The organism is Blochmannia endosymbiont of Polyrhachis (Hedomyrma) turneri (genome assembly GCF_000973505.1).
Classification (GTDB): Bacteria; Pseudomonadota; Gammaproteobacteria; order Enterobacterales; family Enterobacteriaceae; genus Blochmanniella.
The window spans coordinates 23,912-47,957 of the sequence record NZ_CP010048.1; the positions used below are offsets into that span (position 1 = coordinate 23,912).

At 28.1% G+C, this 24,046-nt stretch carries 15 protein-coding genes; 8 read left to right on the forward strand and 7 right to left on the reverse strand.

Annotated elements, in window-relative coordinates; genetic code table 11:
• Positions 1 to 3: 3 nt before the first annotated feature.
• A complete protein-coding gene (gene glyS, locus BTURN675_RS00105) occupies positions 4 to 2,001 on the forward strand; it encodes a glycine--tRNA ligase subunit beta (RefSeq protein ID WP_046288585.1) in 1,998 nt (665 codons plus the stop codon).
• Positions 2,002 to 2,091: 90 nt separating this feature from the next.
• On the opposite strand, the gene BTURN675_RS00110 is transcribed toward glyS, so the two are convergent.
• Complete coding sequence (locus BTURN675_RS00110; RefSeq protein WP_046288586.1) at positions 2,092 to 2,718, reverse strand: Fe-Mn family superoxide dismutase; 627 nt, start codon at positions 2,716 to 2,718, stop codon at positions 2,092 to 2,094.
• 436 nt (positions 2,719 to 3,154) lie between these two features.
• On the opposite strand from BTURN675_RS00110, the gene BTURN675_RS00115 reads away from it, so the two are divergent.
• Positions 3,155 to 5,197, forward strand: a complete 2,043-nt coding sequence (locus tag BTURN675_RS00115) for a M3 family metallopeptidase (RefSeq protein ID WP_046288587.1) — start codon at positions 3,155 to 3,157, stop codon at positions 5,195 to 5,197.
• 143 nt (positions 5,198 to 5,340) lie between these two features.
• Here the strand turns inward: BTURN675_RS00115 and BTURN675_RS00120 are convergent, their stop codons facing one another.
• Entirely contained in the window at positions 5,341 to 6,972 is a 1,632-nt protein-coding gene (locus BTURN675_RS00120; protein WP_046288588.1) for an inorganic phosphate transporter, read from the reverse strand.
• A gap of 592 nt (positions 6,973 to 7,564) precedes the next feature.
• On the opposite strand from BTURN675_RS00120, the gene ubiA reads away from it, so the two are divergent.
• Positions 7,565 to 8,500, forward strand: coding sequence for a 4-hydroxybenzoate octaprenyltransferase (ubiA, locus tag BTURN675_RS00125; protein ID WP_245592133.1), 936 nt, complete (start codon positions 7,565 to 7,567; stop codon positions 8,498 to 8,500).
• A 32-nt stretch (positions 8,501 to 8,532) separates the two neighbouring features.
• Here ubiA and zur read toward each other — a convergent pair whose 3' ends face one another.
• Positions 8,533 to 8,988: a zinc uptake transcriptional repressor Zur gene (gene zur / locus BTURN675_RS03195; protein ID WP_082086667.1), complete on the reverse strand. Its 456-nt coding sequence runs from the start codon at positions 8,986 to 8,988 to the stop codon at positions 8,533 to 8,535.
• A 632-nt stretch (positions 8,989 to 9,620) separates the two neighbouring features.
• Between zur and dnaB the strand changes: the two genes are divergently transcribed.
• From dnaB to gltP, 4 genes are all read left to right on the forward strand, one after another.
• Positions 9,621 to 11,012, forward strand: coding sequence for a replicative DNA helicase (gene dnaB, locus BTURN675_RS00135; protein WP_046288590.1), 1,392 nt, complete (start codon positions 9,621 to 9,623; stop codon positions 11,010 to 11,012).
• 439 nt (positions 11,013 to 11,451) lie between these two features.
• Positions 11,452 to 11,943 (forward strand): single-stranded DNA-binding protein, encoded by a 492-nt coding sequence (ssb, locus tag BTURN675_RS00140; protein WP_046288591.1) that lies wholly within the window; start codon positions 11,452 to 11,454, stop codon positions 11,941 to 11,943.
• A 469-nt stretch (positions 11,944 to 12,412) separates the two neighbouring features.
• Positions 12,413 to 14,059 (forward strand): Na+/H+ antiporter, encoded by a 1,647-nt coding sequence (locus tag BTURN675_RS00145; RefSeq protein WP_046288592.1) that lies wholly within the window; start codon positions 12,413 to 12,415, stop codon positions 14,057 to 14,059.
• A gap of 781 nt (positions 14,060 to 14,840) precedes the next feature.
• Positions 14,841 to 16,190 (forward strand): glutamate/aspartate:proton symporter GltP, encoded by a 1,350-nt coding sequence (gltP, locus tag BTURN675_RS00150; protein WP_420021786.1) that lies wholly within the window; start codon positions 14,841 to 14,843, stop codon positions 16,188 to 16,190.
• A 149-nt stretch (positions 16,191 to 16,339) separates the two neighbouring features.
• Here the strand turns inward: gltP and BTURN675_RS00155 are convergent, their stop codons facing one another.
• The 4 genes from BTURN675_RS00155 to BTURN675_RS00170 all read right to left on the reverse strand — a co-directional run bounded on the left by BTURN675_RS00155 (position 16,340) and on the right by BTURN675_RS00170 (position 22,542).
• Complete coding sequence (locus BTURN675_RS00155; RefSeq protein WP_052722559.1) at positions 16,340 to 16,738, reverse strand: Rid family detoxifying hydrolase; 399 nt, start codon at positions 16,736 to 16,738, stop codon at positions 16,340 to 16,342.
• A 114-nt stretch (positions 16,739 to 16,852) separates the two neighbouring features.
• Entirely contained in the window at positions 16,853 to 17,890 is a 1,038-nt protein-coding gene (gene argF / locus BTURN675_RS00160; RefSeq protein WP_046288593.1) for an ornithine carbamoyltransferase, read from the reverse strand.
• Positions 17,891 to 18,021: 131 nt separating this feature from the next.
• Positions 18,022 to 20,874, reverse strand: coding sequence for a valine--tRNA ligase (locus tag BTURN675_RS00165; protein ID WP_046288594.1), 2,853 nt, complete (start codon positions 20,872 to 20,874; stop codon positions 18,022 to 18,024).
• A 117-nt stretch (positions 20,875 to 20,991) separates the two neighbouring features.
• On the reverse strand, positions 20,992 to 22,542 hold the full coding sequence (locus tag BTURN675_RS00170; RefSeq protein ID WP_046288595.1) for a leucyl aminopeptidase: 1,551 nt from the start codon (positions 22,540 to 22,542) through the stop codon (positions 20,992 to 20,994).
• A 388-nt stretch (positions 22,543 to 22,930) separates the two neighbouring features.
• Here BTURN675_RS00170 and lptF point away from each other — a divergent pair, with 388 nt between their 5' ends.
• The gene (gene lptF, locus BTURN675_RS00175; protein ID WP_071840771.1) at positions 22,931 to 24,046 is read left to right on the forward strand and encodes an LPS export ABC transporter permease LptF; all 1,116 of its coding nucleotides are present in this window, start codon (positions 22,931 to 22,933) and stop codon (positions 24,044 to 24,046) included.

A 24,046-nucleotide genomic window follows, 5' to 3' on the forward strand; every position in this document is an offset into this window, starting at 1 on the left:
ATTATGGTTAAGCATGTTTTGTTAGTAGAGATTGGTACTGAAATGTTACCTTCGAAGATGTTAAGAAGGTTGGGTGAGTCGTTTGCTAACAATGTAAAACGTGGATTTAAGCAAGTTAATATTTATTATGAGCAGTTTTTGTGGTTTGCTTCTCCTAGACGTTTAGCGTTTCAGGTTATTGATATTTCAATGTTTAGTGAAGAAGAGTTAAAAAATAACGTGTATAGTAGTCAATTTGTGCAACAAGATATTACAGAATTGTTGAATACTATAGTTTTTGATGCTTTAACTCAATTATCAACTTCAACAATGATGAGATGGAAAGATGAGAATAGAAAATTTATTCGACCGGTTCGTAGTATTACTATCTTGTTAGATGATAAAGTTGTTACATCAAATTTTTTTGGATTGCCTTCAAATCGGGTGGTACGTGGTCATCATATTATGGCAAATCGGGATATGATTCTTGATCATGCCGCTCATTATCAAAAGGTATTATTAGAATCTGGTTTTGTTATAGCGGACTATGAATATCGAAAACAAATTATATATTCTGGTATTAAAGATTTTGTTAAGAAAGTAAAAGGAGTAATAGATAATCAGATTCATGATTTATTGGAGGAGGTAACTTCTTTATCAGAGTGGCCGGTGATATTGTTAGGATCTTTTGATGAGAGGTTTTTATGTATACCATATGAAATTTTATTATATATAATGAAAGTGAAAAAAAAATATTTTCCTGTTTATGATTTTTCTGGAAAATTATTACCTTATTTTATTTTTGTTATAGATATAATTACTAACAATAGTGAAAGAATTATATGTGCACATGAGAAATTGTTGTCTTTATGTTTTTCTGATGTTGAGTTTTTTTTAAATTGTGATAAACGATATCGTTTAGAAGATTATTTATTTCGTTTAAATACTGTTTCATTTCATAGCAGGTTGGGTAATTTGTATGATAAAACCATGCGAATTAAATTTTTATCTATTTGGATTGCTAATAAGATTGGTGTGGATGTATCACAAGTAGAACGTGCTTCGGTTTTGTCTAAATGTGATTTATTATCTTGTATGGTATCTGAATTTCCTATGGCTCAAGGGATAATAGGTATGTATTATGCTCGACGTGATGGTGAGTTAGAATCAGTTGCTTTAGCTCAAAAGGAACAGTACTTACCCGGATTTTTTTCTGATGTATTACCTAGTACACTTATATCATGTATAGTATCTATTGCTGACAAAATTGATACAATATCAGGTATGTTTATAATTGGAGAGAATCCTAAAGGACGTGGTGATCCATGGGGTTTAAGAAGAGCTGCTTTTGGTATTTTGCGTATTGTGTTGGAAAAAAAATTGGACATTAATTTGTCGCATTTAATAAAATATTCTTTGAATTTGTATAAAACTAGTTTAGTTGGTTTTAATGATTCGTACGTAAGTTTGTCGATTGATCATGGATTAAATGCAATTAATAGTTTTATTTATAAACGGTTATGCATTTTGTATGAAAGAAAAGGTTATGGAATAAGTATTATTCAAGCTGTATTACCTGAGAATATAATGAGTTTAGTAGATTTTGACAAAAAAGTGCATGCGTTAAGTTCTTTTTGTGTATTAAAAAAAAAAGAATCTCAGCAATTGTTTATTATATTTAAACGAATTTTTAATATTTTGAAAAATGTTAGTGGGTTAAAATGTGGTGTCAGTGCTGTTTTATTGATTGAAGAGGAAGAAATTATTTTGGCAAATAAACTCAAAGTTTTGAGTTCTAATTTTCAATTATTGTATAATGATAGTGATTACTACGGTGCGTTAGTATTATTATCAGCTTTATATGATCCTGTAGACTGCTTTTTTAGATCTGTAGTTGTGATGTCTGAGAATGAAGGTCTTCGGTTGAATCGGTTATCATTATTGAATGAAATAATGTGTTTGTTATTTCAGATAGTTTGTCATCCGCAATATATTTTTAATATATATTCTGGAAAAAAATAAATAACCACCATTCAGTGAATGGTGGTTAGATGATTTTGATTTATAAATTTAATTTATTAAATGTTTTAGTTCTTTTCTTTATTTTAAATTTTAAAATGAATCATTCAGTCGTCGTGATACTTCTTCCCAATTTACAATATTCCAAAATGATTGGATGTAATTTATTTTGTTGTTTCGATATTTTAAGTAATAGGCGTGTTCCCAAATGTCCAAACATAAAATTGGGTAGGAATAATCTTCTCCAGATATTTCTTTTCCCATGAGCGGGTTATCTTGATTACTTGTTGAAATTATATGCAATGTATTGTCGTGTTTTTTTACTAACCAAATCCATCCAGATCCGAATTTGTTTATAGCGCATTTTTCGAATTGTTCTTTGAAAGCGTGTATACTGTTGAAATTGTATTCGATTACATTTTTCAGTTGTCCTTCCAGGGTTGTATTTTTTTTTAGCATTTTCCAAAACAAGGTGTGATTAATATGGCCACCTGCATTATTTCTTAGTGTTGTTTGTGATTGTCCTGTTATGTTTTTTAGTTCTTTAATTAGTTTTTCTATAGAGGTTTTATTATATTGTTCTAGATTTTTTAATACTGAATTAGCATTGTTAATATATGTTTGATGATGTTTGGTATGGTGTATTTTCATTGTTTCTTCGTCAATGAACGGTTCTAATGCATTATATGGATAGGACAATGTTGGTAATGTAAAAGTCATAATTTCTCCTTATACAAGGTTATTTTTTTTTGAAAAATGAAGATTTTGTTATATGAATAACATAATGTATGATAGCATACAATATGGTTTTAAAAAAGTACTTTTATTATTTTTAGTATGTTTGTTGACATAGAAAAAAATATTAATTGATTATAATTCGATGATTATATTGTTTTATTAGTGTTATTTGTTTGAAGTTAATGTGAATATCTTTTTGCAATTCGCATTTTTTATTTTATGTGTTTTTGTTGTATGTGTTTTTTGATATGTGATATCAGTTGGAATAATATTTGTATTAGAAATTTTAATGAGTATTGATAATTTTAATATGTTGTTTGCTTTGTTAGTTTTATAAATGAATAGTCAGTTTTATACATGAATATTGTGGTAGGATTTTAATGTATATATGTTTTTTTGATAAAATAGTTATAATTATATGGTCAATCCTTTATTAAGTCAGTTTTATTTACCACCGTTTTCTTTAATTCATAGTTCGGATATTGAATGTGCTGTTAGGGTGATAGTAAGTTATTGTTATGAAATTGTGGAGGAGGTTTTATCGCAGTTTCCTCATACTTGGGACAATTTGTGTTATCCGTTATTATTATCAGAAAATCAATTATGCCGTGTTTGGTCTCCAATAGAGCACTTATATGCTGTGAAAAACACCCCCGGGTTATGTCAGTCATATAAGAAAAGTAAAGCTATTATTGTTGAGTATGAAGTTTGGATTAGTCAAAATTATTCTTTGTATTGTGCATATTATAGTTTAAGAAATAGCAATGGTTATTTAAATTTAACGAGATCACAAAAAAGATTTGTGACAAACGCTCTGTCTGGGTTTGTATTTTCTGGTTGTGAGTTGTCAATAGTAAAACGAACGAGATATGCAAGAATTTATAAAAAATTATCAAGTTTAATTAATATATACAATGATAATGTTTTAAATGCTACAAATTCTTGGAAAAAAGTGATACTTGATAAAGAAAGATTATATGGATTGTCTAATTATGATTTAGAAATGATCGCGTATGATTCAAACATACACAATAGGAACTGTAGTAGTTGGTTGTTGACTTTAGAGTATCCTGTGTATTTATCAGTAATGAAGTATTGTGAAGATAGTGTTTTACGTGAAGAGATGTATTGGGCATATAATACTCGAGCTTCTGATCAGGGACCAGACTTGGGACGTTGGGATAATACTTTAGTTATAGATGAAATATTATCATTACGTTATGAATTAGCTAAATTATTAGGATTTAATAATTATTCTGATACAGTTTTAATAAATAGAATGGCTAAAAATTCTCATCAAGTAATATCGTTTCTTCAAAATTTATCTGCTAGCATATGTTCGCATGCGAATGTTTTTTTTGTAGATTTAAAAAAATTTGTTCAAAAATATTATGGATATAATAAATTATATCCATGGGATATACTGTTTTATATTGAAAAACAGAAGAGACATTTATTTTTTTTATCTGAAATAGAATTGCGTGAATATTTTCCTGTTAATCATGTGCTTAATGGTATTTTCAAAATAGTTAATTGCATTTATGGTATTAGTATTTATGAACGTTATACAATTGATGTTTGGCATCCTGATGTGCGATTTTTTGATGTTCTAGATCTAGATGGTCACTGGTTAGGTGGTTTTTATTTAGATATGTATTCTCGTAATGATAAATTTCCAGGGGCTTGGATGGATGATTTTGTGTCTATGATGTATAATGTCTGTGGTGTTAAACAAAGGCCTATTGCATATCTAATATGTAATTTTAATATTATGAATGATAAGGAGTGCATTTGTTTATCTCATGATGAGGTAAGCACGTTATTGCATGAATTTGGACATGTGTTGCATCATATTATGACTATTGTTGATATTCCCGGGGTGTCTGGGATTCATGGTGTGCCATTAGATGCAGTGGAAGTACCTAGTCAATTTATGGAAAAATTTTGTTGGGATTTTGAAGTATTAAAAGTAATTACTTCACATTTTTTAACGGGTGAGTCATTATCTGTGAGTTTAATAAATCAACTTTTAAAATTAAAGAAATATCAATCATCATATAATTTATTATATCAATTAATATATAGTATATTTGATATACGTATATATAGTGAGTTTCGTTCTAATGAATATTTTGATTTTATGAAGATATTTAATAATATAAAAGAGCAATTATTAATATTTCCACACATGGAATGGGAGAGGTTTCCTCATTCATTTAGTCATATTTTTTCTTGTGATTATGCTGCAGGGTATTATAGTTATTTATGGTCTGATATGTTGGCTTCGGATATTTGGTATTGTTTTATAGATCATGGAGTGTTAAATTCTCAAATAGGGAAATTATTTTTGAATAAAATTCTTATTCATGGCGGTTCAGAAGAATTTTCTGATTTATTTTTTTCTTTTTGTAATAAAGTGGTGAGTACAAAGTGTTTATTGAAATATTATTATGGAATGTAGATAGTTTATTGTTGTATCATGTTTTCGATGTTAGTGTTGTTTAATTTGAATTTATATGTATATTGTAGGTCAAAGTATTTAGTAGTTTATTATTTATGTATGTTGGTGATTTAATTTATGGATTATGAAAATCTGTTATACGTTTATTGTAAAAAAAATTTTAGTATTATCCAATATAATAGACTGCTTAAGATAATTGAAATCGGTAATGTTAATATCCAATTTATCAGGATGTTTTTCACTATTTTATTTTGTATACCATGTCCAGACATTAACATGCTGCCTGCCATGGATGACGATAGAACGTGGGTGGTTGAAACAGGCATGCCGGCATAACTTGCTATACCTATGGCAATGGCTGTTGTGACTTGCGTAGCGAGTCCTTGGGCATATGTCATGTCTTTTTTTCCTATTTTTTCTCCTATAGTAGTTGCAACGCGTTTCCAACCAATAATAGTTCCTAATGATAATGATATTGCAACTGTGATAATAATCCATAATGGAGCGTATTCAATTGTGTGTAATAAATGTTGTTTTAATTTTGTGAATTGATATTTTTCGATAGATGAGACGTTTGGTGATTTTGATATTGCGTCTATGATTTCTAATATACATAGTAATAAATATCGTAATTGTGACCTTTCATGAGGGTTTAGTTGATCATATGTGTGTAGGTCTTTTAATAATAATAATGTGTGGTTTATGATATTTAAATTAGATATAAGATCATTATCATATAGCGTGAGCGTGTCGTGTTTTGTTTTTATATTTGGTATTTGATGTGTGTTGTTTGTTTGTTTATATGATATTGTGTTGTTTTTTGTTGTTTGAATTTGTTTATTAGATAGCGTTATTTGTGAATCTTGTATGAATTTTTGTTGTTTTAAGATAAGACCTTGCTTTTGGTAAATTTTGTTGAGTTGATGTATATTTTGTTGAGAATATGTGTTTATGTAGTATTGATGCAAGTAGTTGATTGCTGCACGAGTGTGTTCGATTTCGTATTGAGTGGTATTCATGTTAATTATAAAACTAGTTGGGATTACACCGATTAGGAGCAGCATGATTAAACCAATACCTTTTTGTCCGTCATTAGCTCCATGTGAAAAGCTAACGCCAGCAGAAGAAACAATTAATATACTTCTGAGTAGAACAGGTGGTTGTCGTTTTCCATTTTTTTGTTCTTTTTCAGATGGTGTCATGTGTATATAACAAGTTTGTTTATCATTTTTCCAGTATTGACATAATATTAACATTATTATTTTAGCAAAGAATAAACCTATTAGTGGAGAAATGATTAATGATAAAAGTATTTCTATTAATTTTTGAATATTTAATCCCTGTGCAAATTGACAGTGTGTTGTGATTGTGTTGATTATTCCAATACCAATTAGTGCACCAATTAAAGTATGGGAACTGGATGTTGGTAATCGTAAATACCATGTGGAGAGATTCCATAAAATAGCCGCGAATAGTATTGAGAATACCATAGCTAAAATATGATGGGGATTGTTATTGATTATTAATTGCATTGGAAGCAGATGAATGATTGTATAAGCAACACTTAATCCACTAAAAGTAACTCCTAAAAAATTAAATATTCCTGAAATAGCGACTGCTGGTCTAGATTGTAAAGCACAGGTGTAAATTACAGTAACTACTGAATTTGATGTGTCGTGAAATCCGTTGATGGCTTCGTAAATAAATATGAGAACTAATGTACAGATTAACATAATTCTAATATGAAGTTCTAAATCGGCAAATAAATGTATCATGGAAACATACGCTATTTTTTAATATATAACTATTCTCTTGACTCGTAATTAGTGATGATTTTCGGCTTGAGGAGAGAAATGTATATTTTGAAATTTTATTTAATGGTACATTATTATTTCATATGGTAGTTTATTTTTATAAAGATTTTTTTAATTTTGTATATAAATTGGTTATTATAATTTGGATATTGAATGATTTTATAGATTTTAGAGGGTATTTTTTTTGATGATGATTGTTTATTTATTAAACTTTTTGGGATGTGTATTTTTTAGTGAAATACTATGTGAATAGTAATCATCTTATATTTTATTTTTTAATTATTATTAAATTTGTTTAATAGTGATGGTATTTACTGATATTAATAATTAATAGTTAATAGTTAATAGTCTGTGTTGTTTGAAATTTTGTTTAATATGCTGTGGTTTATGTATTAATAGCATTTTAATTATGAGTAATGATTATTAGGTGTATGTGAAATATTTTTTTAGTAAATTAAAAATGATTAAGTATAGTTAATATGATTGTTGAATTTTTACAATGTAAATATAATTAATAATCTTTGATTGTTTCTTGAAATATGGTGATATTTTAGTGAAATTTGTTTTAAATACATTAAAAAATAAATTTTTAGTTAAATTTATGACAGTTTTTTGTACAATATATTTATTTCCGTGGCGTGGTATATTTAAGTTGATGCGGGTAGATAAGCCAATAGGTTTTTTTTTGTTACTTTGGCCAACGTTGTGGGCCTTGTGGCTATCTGAGGAAAAAATACCTAATTATTATGTGTTGGCAATGTTTATTATAGGTGTTTTTTTGGTGCGTTCATTTGGTTGTGTAATTAATGATTGTGTTGATAAAGATATTGATTGTTATGTTCGTCGTACTAGTAGTCGGCCTTTGTTGTCTGGAATGGTTAGTATACAAAAGGCATTAATATTATTTGTGGTGTTATTAGTTATTTCGTTTGTTTTACTTTGTTTGCTTGATACTAGTAGACAGACTATTTTGTTATCATGTATAACGTTATTGTTAGTTTGTATGTATCCGTATACTAAAAGGTGTATACCTTGTCCTCAGTTATTTTTGGGAATAACGTTTGGATGTTCTATTTTGATTGTGTTTTCTGTTATTGGTGTTTCTTTATGTAGTTTTTTGCCTTGGTTGTTGTTTTTGGTTAATATTCTTTGGACTATAATTTATGACACTGAGTATGCCATGGTAGATCGTGATGATGATATTTTTTTTAGCGTACAATCGTCTGCTTTATTATTAGGGAAGTATGAAAGATTTTTTATTGGTGGATTACAAGTAGTAGTATTGTGTTTATTGATTATTGTTGGTTTAAAGACCAGGATTGGTTTAGTATTTTATTTTTCATTAATTGGTGTGGCTATTTTATTTATATGGCAGCAAATATTGATGATTGGTCGTAATAGGGATAAATGTTTTCAAGCGTTTTTAAGTAATCATTATGTTGGTATGTTGATTTTTTTAGGAATTTTTTTAGATTTATTATTTGTGTAAATATGCATGACGTTAATGTTTTTATCGTTTGATTATTTTAATGTTTGTTTTTTGCAATTTAGGCATATACCATGTATTTCTATGATGTTGTATGTTATTTGAAAGTGGTTTTTTGTGGCGAGATTTTTTAATGTTTTTTCAATTTTGTCGGTTGTTTTTTCTGTGACTTTTTGACATAGTTTGCAGATAAAAAATACATATGTGTGTGAGTGTTTGAAAAAATGGTGACAAAGTATAAAACTATTAATTGATTCTATTTTATGTATAAATCCTTGCGATAGTAGAAATTTCAATGCCCGATAAATTGTAGATGGTTTAGCTTGAGGTGATGATTTATGGAGTAAATGTAGTAAATGGTATGCTCGGATTGCAGCGTTGTTTTGTTGAGATATTAAATGTAATATTTTTAATCGCTGTGGGGTTAGACGTGCGTGTCGTTGTTTGCATATTTGTTGAATTTTCAGAAAGAATTTTTCTTGATTACACATGTTTATGGTATGCTTTGATCATTGATAATGTTTAATGTTGTATGTATTGCCATTTTTTATTTCAATTATATTTGTGTGTGTAATTATGTCAAATTTTTTGATAATGTACTGATATTGTAATTATATTTCGTTATGGTAGTAATAAAATAATTGGTAGTAATCATACAGTGTTTTATAATATCTGTTGATGTGTTTTTTGTAATTTTAAACAGTTTATTTGGTATTATATTGCAAATTGTATGTTTATTATTATCGTGTTTTGAGTAAAATATATTTGATTTATATAGATTTTTTTATATATTTTTATGTATTGTGATTATTTAATTTTTTTATGTGTGTTTAGTATTGAATGATATATTCTAAATATTATATTAAATATGCCATATTTTATATGACAATGGTATGTTTTGTTGTCATATTCATTAATATGTTTATTGTGTTTTATAGATTAACTAGAGTTTTAAGTGAAAACGTATTTTCATGAGTTGTATTAAATTTTAGGGAGTGTTTTTTATGTATTGCAATCGGGAGATATATGATTTCTATGATGCATAGAAATTGTATTGTTTTTTGTTTTGTGTGTAATATCTGTATTAATTAATTAATAACTACTATTTATGGTGAAGAATAGAATGCATGGTCATGAAGTAATTTCTCAAACTAAAAAAAGGAAAAATTTAGATAATGTTAGAATGCTTCCTTATTCTTTAGAAGCGGAGCAATCAATATTAGGTGGCTTGATGTTAGATAATGAATCTTGGGATCATATATTAGATATAGTTACAGTAGATGATTTTTTTAATTATGCACATCGTGTGATTTTTTGTGAAATGCAATGTTTATTAGAATTAAAGAAACCTATTGATTTAATTACTCTGTCTGAATCTTTAGAGCGAGCTGGTAAGTTAGATGTAGTTGGTGGTTTTGCTTATTTGGCCGAATTGTCAAAAAGTGTGCCCAGTGTTGCTAATATTGTTTTTTATGCAGAAATTGTACATGAACGATCAGTTATGCGTTCAATGATTTCTGTAGCACATGAAATTGCAGATGCAGGGTATGATCCTCAAGGAAGGAGCAGTGATGAATTGTTAGATTTAGCTGAATCTCTCGTATTTAAAATTTCTGGGCATCGGGATAATAAACATGAAATTAATCCTAAAAATATAGAACGTATTCTGTTGGATACAGTAAACCATATTGAGAAAATTGGTAAAAAAACTGATGGAACAACCGGTATTTCTAGTGGTTATAAAGACCTTGATAAAAAAATTGATGGATTACAAAAATCTGATTTAATTATTATTGCAGCTCGGCCTTCTATGGGAAAGAGTACTTTTGCTATGAATTTATGTGAATATGCAGCTATGACTCAAAAAAAGCCGGTATTGATTTTTAGTTTAGAAATGTCTGGTGAACAAATTATGATACGTATGTTAGCTTCTTTATCACGTGTGGATCAAATTCGTATTCGTACTGGTAAGTTAGATGATGATGATTGGGCAAGGATTTCTAGTACTGTTGGATTGCTTTTAGAGAAGAAAAATGTGTATATTGATGACTCTTCGTCTTTAACACCTTCTGAAGTTCGGACACGTTCTCGTAGATTATTTCGTGAGAATGATGGGTTAAGTTTAATTATGGTTGATTATTTGCAATTAATGCATGTACCTTCTTTATTAAATAATCGTACATTAGAAATTTCAGAAATTTCTCGTTCTTTGAAATCGCTTGCTAAAGAATTACAAGTTCCAGTGATTGCTATTTCGCAATTAAACAGAAGTTTAGAGCAACGTGCTGATAAGCATCCTATTAATTCCGATTTGCGTGATTCTGGTGCTATTGAGCAGGATGCTGATTTAATTATGTTTATTTATCGTGATGAAATATATAATAAAAATAGTAGCATGAAAGGTGTTGCTGAAGTAATTCTTGGTAAGCAACGTCATGGTCCCATTGGGACTGTAAGATTAACTTTTAATGCTCAATGGTCTCGTTTTGATAATTATTCTGGTATTCAGTATTAATTGCAGGGTGATATTTTAATATTTTATGGTAGTATTTTGATATTTTTAATTTTGTTCTTGAAATGTGTGTAATTAAATTCAAGGAAATTTAGTTAGTATGTTAAATTTTTTGATATTTTCTTATAATATGTATGTTTTTTATTTTAATATATTTGTAGTTTAAAATTATTTTTTGATTGATATTTATATAAAACTTCAGATTTTTATTTTTATTATTAACATAGTGGTTGTAATTATATATTGGTGTAGTTGATTTTTGATATTATATATAATATATTACATATCACATGCTATATGGCATATATATTTGTTTTATGTTGTTGTAGGCAACAGTGGTGTTCGTTTTTTTAATAGTGTAATACTACATTATTAATAATTAATATGAATTAATGATTTTTTATTATTTATTATTTGGTTATTTATTATAGGAATGATATTTATGGTTACTAGAGGTATTAATAAAGTAATTTTGATTGGTAATCTTGGTCAAGAGCCAGATGTGAGGTATGTTCCTAATGGTGGTGTAATAACTAATATTACTTTGGCAACTACAGAAAATTGGCGTGATAAGCAAACTGGTGATTTTAGAGAAAAGACAGAGTGGCATCGTGTTGTTTTGTTTGGAAAATTAGCTGAGATTGCATCTGAATATTTACACAAAGGTGTACAGGTATATGTTGAAGGGTCTTTACAGACTCGGAGATGGCAAGATCAAAATGGGCAGGATCGTTATACAACTGAGGTTGTTGTTGGTCGTTTTGGTGGTGTAATGCAGATGTTAGGTACTCGTAAGCGAGTAGAGGATATGAAGATAGAAAGTGTTTCTGAAGATAAATTGTCAAGTAATTTATTGGAAAAAAATATTTCGGATAATAATAATATTAGTGATGGTGAATTAGATGTAAATTTTAATGAGGATATTCCGTTTTAATTTTAAATGTGTTTTTTGTTTAAAAGTGTTTGAGATTTTTATATGTTGATGATTATTGACAGGTTGTTTGATGTAATGGATTTTGGTAGTTATTATTTGGTATTTATAATACTTAAGAATATAAATATTGAAAGTTTTTGTGTTTATTCGTAATTTATATTGTGAACATTAGAGTATCTTTTTTAAGTTTTTTTAGTGGAATTTTTTATTGATTTTGTGTTCATGAATGTTGTTTTTTATTAGATTCTCAAATATTATTTAAGTCATTATTTATAATTTTAATGTTATTGAAATAGATGGATTATATGATTCCATATAAATAGGTGTCGTTGTGTTAGAAAATTAATGAATAAATTAAATTATATAAAAAATCATATTTTCATATTTATTTAAGGTATAAGAGATTATTTGATTTTGATATTTGTTTTTTTAGGAATATATTTATGAAATATAATATAAGGATTAAAATATGGAAATTTTTTTTACTATTTTAATTCTTATATTACTGGTTTCTATTTCTGGATTGTTATCTCGTATTTTTTCATTTCAAATTCCATTGCCTTTAGTACAAATTTTACTCGGTGCTTTATTAGCATGGCCTCAATTTGGATTACATGTAGATTTTAATCCGGAGCTTTTTTTAGTTTTGTTTATTCCGCCTTTGTTATTTTCTGATGGATGGAAAACTCCTATTCGAGAATTTTTGCGTCATGGTAGTGAAATTGTAATTTTAGCATTAGTATTAGTAATTATTACTGTAGTTGGCATTGGATATTTAATTTATTGGATGATTCCAGGTATGCCACTTGTAGCAGCATTAGCATTAGCGGCTGTTCTTTCTCCCACTGATGCTGTAGCGTTGTCAGGTATTGTAGGTGATGGTCGTATTCCTAAAAAGTTAATGGATATTTTACAAGGTGAGGCACTTATGAATGATGCTTCTGGATTGGTATCATTGAAATTTTCTATTGCAGTAGCAATGGGGACTATGGTATTCACAATCGGAGCCGCTTCATTAGATTTTTTAAAAGTTGCAGCAGGGGGTTTGTTAGCTGGAATTATTGTTACTTGGATATACAGTAAATCTTTGCGATTTATATTTCAACTTAGTCATGGTGATTTTGCTACTCAAACTATTTTATTATTATTGTTGCCATTTGCAGCATATTTAATTGCTGAGCATATTAATGTTTCTGGAATTTTAGCAGCTGTTACGTCTGGTATGACTATTGGCCAATCTAGCATTATTCGTCATGCACCATTATCGATGCGTTTACGTGGGAATAGTGTTTGGGCTATGTTAGAATTTGTTTTTAATGGTATGGTTTTTATTTTACTTGGTTTGCAATTACCGGATATTTTATTGTCGTCTATTTTACAAGCAGAGTTTGATCCAAATATTAATATTTGGATGTTGGTCACATATGTTATTCTTATTTACAGTGCATTAATTATATTACGTTTTTGTTGGTTAATTTTCATGAAACGTATTACATTGCAGTTCATGTCAAAATGTCCAATGGTATTTAGTGAATATAGTATTCGTGAAATTTTGATTGTTTCTTTTGCTGGTGTACGTGGGGCAATTACATTAGCTGGTGTTTTGTCGATACCTTTGTTTCTTAGTGACGGGTCTGTTTTTCCTGCTCGGTATCAGCTTGTTTTTATTGCCACTGGGGTCATATTATTGTCTTTATTGTGTGGAGTTGTTATTTTGCCTATCTTGTTAGAAGGTATTGTTGTATCTGATAAATCTTTACAACTCAAAGAAGAGCGCATGGCTCGTACTATAGCTGCCGAGGTTGCTATCGAAAGTTTACATAAAATGGAAGAACGTTTAATTAACAGTCATGAAGAAAATATTGATATTCAGATTTTTAATGAAGTGAGTGCACGAATTATCGGTAATTTGCGTCGTCGTATTAATAATACAGATAATATTGAACATATTATGCTCATTGAAGATTTAGAAAGACGTATGAGATTAAATGCTTTGCATGCTGAACGTGGTGAATATTATCATTTACGTGCACAACAGAAGATTAGCAATGAGACATTAACGAAATTATTGCGTGATTTAGATTTTTTAGAAGCGTTGTTAGTTGGTGATGAATAATAATTATCATTATTTTTTTATGTTATATTTTTGGTAAATTTTTATAGTTTGTGTTTGTATAATATTTTTTAACTTTCAAGAGAAATTATGTTAATACATTAAAATATGTCATATGTTTCGGATCCGGAATTGTATTTTTAATATCTTATTATGTTATGATTATAAAATTTTACAAAATCAGAATATTTAGTTTTTTTTGATATATATAATGGTAGTTGTATATATTATTTATGTGTTTTGTATTTTATTTTTTGAATTTTTATTGTTTTAATATGTATATTTGTAGTTAAATAAATATTGTAGTTAAATAAAATAGTTTCGAGTGGTCTTTTTTTATTTAGTAGTTGTTTGATTATATATTAAAATAATATATAAATAGTTCTAGAAAATTTATGATATTTAATATGTTATTATGTATTCAGTAATACTGAATAATGTTATTTTAATGGTAGAATGTGTTTTATTGATGATATGATAGTGTTTTAGTAATGATTACTTAAATGATATTTCAATCAGTTGGATTTAAATATATTATTTTTTTAGAAATGTGTTATTTGTTAATATAGTGCTATATATTATTTCAAAGTGTATTAATTAAATTAGTTGTTATTTTAGTGTTTTTAAAGTATTTATATTATAGTTATATTTTAATTAAGATAAAATTTATTATAGTAAGATGATTGTTTAATAATTTAATAATATTTTAAGTCAATAATTGGTATATTTTGAAATTTGTATAATATTTATGTGCGGAAGTTGTTACGTTTAAAATAATTAAACTATGGAAGGTATTCTTATGAAAATATTGCAAAAAATTACATTAGCTTGGAAGATATGTTTTGCTTTAGTTCTAGGTATTATTGTAGGTGCTGTATTACATGATCAAGGCGCGCTTAGAGATTGGATTATTGCTGTTATTTTATCGCCAGCAGGAGAGATTTTTATTAGGATGATAAAAATGATAGTTGTACCTATTGTAATGGCGACTTTAATAATTGGAATTGCAGGTATTGGTGATGTCAAAAAATTGGGTAGTATTGGATTAAAAACTATAATTTATTTTGAGGTAATTACCACGTTAGCAATTGTTCTTGGTGTAACATTAGCAAATGTATTTCATCCAGGGACAGGGATTGATATGTCTAAATTATCAAGTGTAGATATTTCAATGTACGAACAAACAGCATCTGAAATGGAGTCTCATGGTTATAATTTAGTGAATACTGTGTTATCTTTAATTCCTTCAAATATTATTTTTTCGATGTCTAAAGGTGATATGTTGCCTGTTATTTTTTTCTCAGTAATTTTTGGTTTAGGTTTAGTTGTTCTTCCTGAAAAGAACAAAGTACCTCTTCTCGAGGTGTTTGATGCAATAGCGAAAACAATGTTTAAAGTTACTCATATTGTTATGCGTTATGCCCCTGTTGGGGTTTTTGCGTTAATTTCAATGACAGTAGCAACTTTTGGTTTTAGTTCATTAATTCCATTAGCTAAATTAGTTGTTTTAGTGTACGCAGCAATTATTTTTTTTGCTTTGTTAGTTTTAGGTATAGTAGCAAGAATATGTAATCTTAGAATTTGGCGAATAATTTGTATATTAAAAGAAGAGCTTATTTTGTCTTTTTCAACTGCTAGTTCTGAGACTGTTTTACCTCGTATTATTGAAAAGATGGAAGCATATGGAGCTCCATCGGTAATTACTGGTTTTGTAGTTCCTACTGGTTATTCTTTTAATTTAGATGGTTCGACTTTGTATCAAAGTATTGCTGCAATTTTTATTGCGCAGTTATATGGAATTGAGTTATCTGTTAGTCAAGAGATTATATTAGTATTAACTTTAATGGTGACTTCAAAAGGTATTGCTGGTGTGCCTGGTGTGTCTTTTGTAGTTTTATTGGCAACATTAGGTAGTGTTGGCATTCCTTTAGAGGGATTGGCATTTATTGCAGGTGTTGATCGTGTTCTTGATATGGCGCGTACTGCACTTAATGTTGTAGGCAATGCATTAGCTGTATTAGTGATTTCTAAGTGGGAAAATCAGTATAATAATATACAAGCATTGCAGTATGAAGCTGAGATGTTAGGTATTCATGTTCTTAAGGAATCGAGTAAGAAAAAATGTAAAATATAGTTGATTTATTATGTATTGTATATATTATTCTGGGTTAGAGTGAGAGACACATGTGATGATTTTAAAAAAATATAGAATATAAAGATGTATAACGAGTTGGATTAGGTTGATTGGTAGTAATCAAGTTTTGAGAGCATGATTTTATTTAATTAAAATAATGTACGTATTGCTATTGCATCTATTTCAATGTTTGCATTATTTGGCAAATTACTAACTTCTACACATGATCGGGTGGGAAACGTTGATTGATTTTTTTCAAAAAAGTTTTTATAAGCAAGATTAATTTTGTTTAAATTATTTATATTAGTAATAAATATGGTTGTTCTAACGATATTATTTGCGTGAAGTTTTGCTTCTTGTACAATTGATTTAATGTTTTCCAATACTTGATATGTTTCTTGGTAAATATCATTAGGTATATTTTTAGTCTCAGGACATATTCCAATTTGTCCTGAGATAAAAATAATTTTCCCTGTATCTAAAGCTTGCACGTATGGGCCTATACAGGTAGGAGCATTTTTAGTGTTAATGATGGTTTTGTGCATCATGTTATTAACGAATATAAAAATAAGTTTGATATAATAATATTATTTAATTTTATAAATTAATTTTTGTGCAATTTATGTTATTCTATCATTTTTACATAATAAAAAAAGTATCATTTAGGTATTATTTATGTTGGCATTTATGATACCATCCGGTAGTAATGTCGCTAACATAACTGATTTAATAGTATGTAATCTATTTTCGGCTTGCTCGAATACTACACTATAGTCTGATTCAAATATTTCGTTTGTCACTTCAATCCCATTTTCTAGATTATATTTTTTAGCAATTTTTTTTCCAATTATTGTTTTTTCGTCGTGGAGTGCTGGCAAACAATGCAAAAATTTTACATTTTTATTGTTAGTTTGTTCTATCATAGATATGTTTACTTGATATTTTTTTAGTAATGTAATACGTTCTTCCCAAATTTTTTCATGTTCACCCATAGAGACCCATACATCCGTATAGAGGAAGTCTACATTTTTTACGCCTTCGTTAATATTTTCAGTAAGTATGATATCGGCATTTTTATTTTTTGCAAGTTGTTGACATTGAGAGAAAAAGTTTTTTTTTGGCCAAAAAATTCGTGGAGAGATGAGTCGTAAATTCATGCCTATTACTGCTGATGCTTCTAATAAAGAGTTTCCTATGTTATTGCGTGTATCTCCAACGTAAGCTAGCGTTATTTGATTAAATGGTTTGTGAGCAAGTTGTTCTTGTATAGTCATGAGATCTGCAAGTAGTTGTGTAGGATGAAATTTAGCAGTGAGTCCATTCCATACTGGAATATTTGAATATTGAGCAAATGTTTGAATTATATTTTGGCTATATCCTCGATATTGAATACCATCATATAATCTTCCTAATATTTTAGCAGTGTCTTTAATAGATTCTTTATGCCCCATCTGGCTAATATTAGGGTGCAAACAAGTTGTTCGTGCTCCTTGATCAAATGCGGCAACTTCAAAACAACAGCGCGTCCGCGTAGAGTTGTTTTCGAAAATAAGCACAATATTTTTTCCGATAAGTTGAGGTGTTTCTTTTTTTTCATGTTTATTTTTTTTTAGTTTATATGCCAGTTCTAGCAGACTGTGAATTTCATCAAGTGTGAAATCCATTAATCGTAAAAATGATCGTTGATATAATGTATTCATAATACAATTTCTTTATGTTATTGTTAAAGTGCTATATAAGGTGTTTTAAAAATTTTATTAAGAATACTTTAAATTTTATTTTTAATAAAGAAGTATTTTGTAGAATGGTAATTTTAACAGTTTTGTTTTTTTTATTTAAAGAGTATGTTTTGTTGTTGTAGTATTTGTTGTTTAGTTTTTTGTAAATCTTTAAGTTTATTTTTTTGTTTAGTGATTAGAGATTTTGGTGCATTATTTATAAAGTGCACGTTGTTTATTTTATTTGTTATATATTGAATTTCTTTGTCAATATTTTTAATTTTTCTTTCTATGTGGTTTAATTGAATTGTATTATAGTGATTTTCATCAGTTATTGGAATAAACATTGTTGTATCTTCGATGGGTATCGTGATTAACTTTTTATGTATTTTATTTTTATTTGAAAAATGTATATGATTTATATTAGCCATTTTAGTGAGAATATTAAAATTATTTTTTATCCGTTTTTGTATGTGGTTTTCGGGATTTTGAAATATTATTGTTAGTGGTATTGATTTTGCAATTTTCATATCATTACGTATGTTACGTATATTTATAATTATTGTTTTGATCCATTCTATGTCAATTGTAGCATTAATATTGATTAATGATTTTTCGATACTTGGGAATGGTTGAATCATGATGCTTTTTTTGTATTCGAATATATGTTTTATTTTTTGCCATATGGTTTCTGTAATAAATGGTATAATTGGATGAGCTAATCTTAGTAGTATTTCTAATACTTTTAGGAGGGTATAGTGTGTCCCAGCGGTTGTTAATTCATTTTTTTCATAGATTATCGTTTTAGTGAATTCTATATACCAGTTGCAGAATTGGTGCCAAATGAACGTATACAGAATATTTGCAGCTTGATCAAATCGGTAGTTATTTAATGCTTGAGAAAATGTCTTAATTGTCTCTTGTAGTGTTGTTAAAATCCATTGATCTGATGTAGAGAGAGTTTTTTTTTTATTTAATAGTTCATGGAATTTTTTTTCTGTTGTGTGTATTAGAACAAACTGTCCTGCATGCCATAATTTATTACAGAAATTATAATATCCTGATAATCGTTGCATATCCCAATGGATACTTCGCCCTGTAGATGCTAATGCAGTTAAAGTGAATCGTAAACTATCTGCCCCATATGCTTGTATACCATTTGGGAATTGTTTTTTGGTATTTTTGATTATATTTTCAGATAATTTCGGTTGCATCATATGAGTTGTTCGTTTTTTCAATAAATTGGTAATGGAAATTCCATCTATAATGTCTAATGGATCAATAATGTTGCCTTGTGATTTAGACATTTTTTTTCCTGTTTCATCAAGAATAAGACCAGTTATATAAATTGTTTTAAAAGGTATTTCCGGTTGATTGTGTTTATTTTTAATAAAATGCATGGTTAACATGATCATTCGTGCTATCCAAAAAAATATAATATCAAATCCACTAACTATCACGTTGCTTGGATGAAATTTTTTTAATACTGTCAGGTTTGTGGGCCATCCCAGACTTGCGAATGTCCATAGACTTGAAGAGAACCAAGTATCTAGTACATCTGTTTCTTTATATAAAAGAATGTTGTCATCTAGTTGATGATATTTTCTGATATCTTTTTCATTGTGTCCTACATATATTTTATTGTTTTTGTCGTACCAGACTGGAATTTGATGCCCCCACCATAATTGACGTGAAATACACCAGTCTTGTAAATTATACATCCAATGAAAATATATTTTTTTGTATTCTTTAGGAATAAATTTTATTTTTTTGTGTTTTACAGCTTCGATTGCTGCTTTCGATAAAGGTTGTACTCGAATAAACCATTGATTGGTTATCATTGGTTCAGTTGGTGTGTTTGTTCTGTTACTATATGGAGTAGTGATTTCATAATTTTCTGTTTTTTCTAATAATTGTAATTTATGGCATATTTCTATTATTTGTGTTCGTACTATAAAGCGATTTACATTATGAAATTGTTTTGGAATATAAATTTCGCTATTATTGAACATATGTTGGCTAGTAGTGTTGAATATTTCTGGTTTGTCTCGAATGTTGCCGTTCAGAGTGAATATATTAATCATTGGTAAGTTATGTTTTTTAGCTATTTCATAGTCATGAAAATCATGAGCGGGAGTAATTTTCATACAGCCCGTTCCTTTTTTCATATTTACATATGTGTCAAATATAATTGGTATTTTTCTGTATGTTATTGGGATATGTACATAGTGTCCGGATAATTGTGTATATCGAGGATCGTTTGGGTTGACTGCGATTCCTACATCTCCAAATATTGTTTCTGGTCGAGTAGTTGCTACGGTGAGATAATTTGTATTTTTTGTTTGTTTGTTAGATAATGGATATTTTATATACCACATGTTACTTTGTATTTTTTTATTTTCTATTTCTAGATCGGAAATAGCTGTTTGTATTTCAGTGTCCCAATTAATTAAACGATGTCCACGGTATATTAGGTTTTCTTTATAAAGTTGAATGAATGCTTCCTTTACAGCGAAGGATATTTCTGGATCCATTGTGAATTTTTCTCGCTTCCAGTGTGCTGAAAGTCCTAAGCGTTTCATTTGATATCTCATGATATCGGTATATTTTGATTGCCATGTCCATATTTTTTGTGTGAAATTATTTTTTCCATATTCATGTCGTGTTTTATTTTCGGTTTCTGTTATGTATCGTTCTACTAAGATTTGAGTGGCAATTCCAGCATGATCGGTTCCTGGTTGCCAAAGAGTGTTTTTTCCTTGCATTCTATGGTAACGGATTAATATATCCATAATAGTATGTTGAAATGCGTGTCCCAAATGTAGTGTGCCTGTTATATTAGGAGGGGGCATTATGATACAGTAATTTTTTTGGTTAATATTATTACTTGGTTGAAAATAATCTGATTGTTCCCATTCTGTATAACAGGTTTGTTCTATGTTTTTTGGATTATATTTTTCATGCATAAGAATTTTAATGTGTATTATTAAATTTATGTGTTGTGTTGGTTATAATGGTGTTCAAAATATTTTGTATGCAAAAGTATCAAATTTATATTTTTATTGTTAGATTTTAGATAATTTTTATTGTGTGAAATAGCATTTTTTGTTTTTTTGTTTGTTTATATAGTTCATAAGAAATTGAATAATCATGGTAATTGGTCTACCTGTGGCGCTGTGATTTTGTGTATAATTCGATTTCCAAGCTGTACCAGCGATATCTAAATGGGCCCAGTAGTGTTTACCAACAAATCGCTGTAGAAAACAACCAGCAGTGATTGTGTTTCCTCCTTTTCCTCCTGTGTTTGTCATGTCAGCTATATTGGAATTAATTTGTTTTTGGAATTGGTTGTCAAGCGGTAATCGCCATATTTTGTCATCTGTTTCTTTTCCTGCTATTATTAGTTCATTAGCCAATTCATCATTATTAGACATCAAACCTGTAAAATGTTCTCCTAATGCAATTAGGCATGCTCCAGTCAAAGTAGCAATATCGATAATTATTTTTGGATTGAATCGAGTAGCATATGTTATAGCTTCGCATAATATTAATCGTCCTTCGGCATCGGTATTTTTTATTTCTATTGTTTGTCCAGACAAAGTTTTTATTATGTCACCCGGTCGAAGAGCAGTATTTGTGATCATATTTTCGCAAGTAGCTAATATTCCAATAATGTTTATTGGTAAGTTAAGTTGTATGGATGTACGTAAAATAGCGTACACAGCAGCTGCTCCACACATATCATATTTCATTTCATCCATTTTTTCTGACGGTTTAATTGATAAACCTCCTGAGTCGAATGTTACCCCTTTTCCTACAAGGACCAGTGGTTTTTTTTTGTAATCGTTGTCTCCAATATATTTTATAATTGCCATTAACGATTGGTTTTTTGATGCTTGTCCTACAGCTAAGTAGGCATTCATACCAATTTGTTGCATTTGATTTTCATCAATGATTTGAATTGTGGTATGGTCGTGCATTTTTTCTAATTTTTTACATTCTTGTACAAGGTATTCAGAATTGCACATGTTGGGCGGCATATTTCCTAGGTCTTTAGCAAGATTTATATTTCTTGAAATTATTGTTCCATCGATAATAGCTTGTTGACTGTCTTTAAGTGTATCAGTTTCATGAATATAAAAAATAACATTTTGTAGTGTTTGCGGTATGTTTTTTGTAGAATATTTAAATTGTTCAAATGTGTATGAAAGTTCTTGAATAATGTTTATTGCGTCTCGTATTTTCCAGTAATTATTGTATTTTTCATTAACATTTAGTTCTGTTAAAAATGATATTATTTGTGTAATTTTAGTTTTTTTTAGTGTATCAACGGCGTGATAAGTAATTTTTTTGTAGTGATCTCTATCAAATTTATTTTTTTTTCCGCATCCCACAAGTAAAATCTTTTTCGATGGTTCATCAGGAATATGATATAGCAGTAATGTTTCTCCTATTTTTCCTGTATATCCATTTTTGTTTAATATTGAAGTGATATATTTGTTATTTTTATTATTAATTTGATGAATGGCAGGAGATAACTCTCCTTCTTCAAAAAATCCACCAATAATGCAGAAGTCGTGGTATATTTTTGATTGGTAATTATTTGTTATATCAAATGCAATATTATATTTCATAACTTATTATTCCTAAATAACGCAGTATTTATCGAAATTTTAGATTTTGTTTGTGATATGTTTTTGATTAATTATGGTGAATGTATTTTTCAAGTTTCTGTGCTTTAATATTATTTGTTAATTAATGAAATTTTGTAAAATTTTTTAGATTGTTGATTTAAAGTAAGATATAACATATAAATAAAATACATATAAATATTGTTTGCTTAATATTTAAAATTTTGTTTGTTATTTTTTTCGAAGTTTTTTAATAATTGCGTTTATGATTTTTTTTCATGTGATGATCATCGATGCTGCTAATAATTATAGCATTCTATATGTAAAATTAAAATAAAATTAAACGTTACGAAGAAAATATTTTCTATATGATATTGTTATAGGAATAGATGTGATATTAACTAGGTATTTGGTGTATACAATATTAAGATATCAATTGATTATTTTTATAGTATTATTTTTAGTATTTTTTTCTCAAAAATCTATTCGGATATTTGGTGCAGTGGCTGATGGTACTATTCCGAAATTTTTGATATGTGTTTTTTTTGGGTTGAGTTTACCTGAAGTTATTAAGTTAATTTTACCTGTAAGTTTGTTTTTTGGTATTTTGATAACATTTAATTATTTGCATACTAATCATGAAATTATTGCGATGTATTCTTGTGGTTTGGGGTATACTTTTATTGTAAGGGGGGTATTATTTTTAAGTGTTATAACTACAATTTTTTCTATGATTAATGTTTTGTTTTTGTCTCCATTATGTTTGTATTATCAAAATAAAATAGTGTTTAAATATCAATTTGATTTTACTTCTATACGGTTATTTGAACGTAAGTTTCATTTTGTGAAAAATATGAATATGATGTTTTTTATTAATGGTGTTTATGAAAAAAATTTTAAAGATATTTTTTTAATTAGAGTTTTGTCGAATGGACATTCTTCAGTAATGGTATCTGATTTTGGTTGTATTAAAAAGTTTTTTGATGGTAGTCAATGGTTTGTTTTAGAATTTGGTAATTATTATTGTTGGGATAGAGATATTATTCATTCGAATTTTTATATGAGTCATTTTGATAAATATAATTTTTTAATTGGCAACCAAGCACATTATTATAGGTGTAGTAATAATTCAGTTGCAGAGTTGTCAATGTTGCAGTTATGGCGTTCTTCTTCGATAGAAGCTCAAGTAGAATTACATTGGCGTTTAACGTTGGTTATTATTGGTTTTATTATGGTAATGATTATTTTTCCATTATCATTGATGAAATTGAATCATAGTTATCTATTAATCACATTTCCATCGGTAGTTTTGTATTTAATATTTTTTTTGTTGCAAATATTTTTACGTGCTAATATTTCTAAAGGTAGTGTTAGTTTGATTTGGATTTGGATTATTAATGTGTTGTATGTGTTTATTGCTGTAATATTAAATTTTTGGGATAGTGCACTTGTCCGTAATATTCGTTGGAAAGTGAGATTATTTTTTTGTAATTATGACTCGGATTAA

Bases quoted from the DNA above. Each gene is read 5' to 3' on its own strand.
- BTURN675_RS00110 (WP_046288586.1), bottom strand. From the start codon at position 2,718: ATGACTTTTACATTACCAACATTGTCCTATCCATATAATGCATTAGAA.
- gltP (WP_420021786.1), top strand. From the start codon at position 14,841: ATGGAAGGTATTCTTATGAAAATATTGCAAAAAATTACATTAGCTTGG.
- glyS (WP_046288585.1), top strand. From the start codon at position 4: ATGGTTAAGCATGTTTTGTTAGTAGAGATTGGTACTGAAATGTTACCT.
- BTURN675_RS00115 (WP_046288587.1), top strand. From the start codon at position 3,155: ATGGTCAATCCTTTATTAAGTCAGTTTTATTTACCACCGTTTTCTTTA.
- BTURN675_RS00120 (WP_046288588.1), bottom strand. From the start codon at position 6,972: ATGATACATTTATTTGCCGATTTAGAACTTCATATTAGAATTATGTTA.
- dnaB (WP_046288590.1), top strand. From the start codon at position 9,621: ATGCATGGTCATGAAGTAATTTCTCAAACTAAAAAAAGGAAAAATTTA.
- ssb (WP_046288591.1), top strand. From the start codon at position 11,452: ATGGTTACTAGAGGTATTAATAAAGTAATTTTGATTGGTAATCTTGGT.
- BTURN675_RS00145 (WP_046288592.1), top strand. From the start codon at position 12,413: ATGGAAATTTTTTTTACTATTTTAATTCTTATATTACTGGTTTCTATT.
- BTURN675_RS00165 (WP_046288594.1), bottom strand. From the start codon at position 20,874: ATGCATGAAAAATATAATCCAAAAAACATAGAACAAACCTGTTATACA.
- BTURN675_RS00170 (WP_046288595.1), bottom strand. From the start codon at position 22,542: ATGAAATATAATATTGCATTTGATATAACAAATAATTACCAATCAAAA.
- argF (WP_046288593.1), bottom strand. From the start codon at position 17,890: ATGAATACATTATATCAACGATCATTTTTACGATTAATGGATTTCACA.
- BTURN675_RS00155 (WP_052722559.1), bottom strand. From the start codon at position 16,738: ATGATGCACAAAACCATCATTAACACTAAAAATGCTCCTACCTGTATA.
- zur (WP_082086667.1), bottom strand. From the start codon at position 8,988: ATGTGTAATCAAGAAAAATTCTTTCTGAAAATTCAACAAATATGCAAA.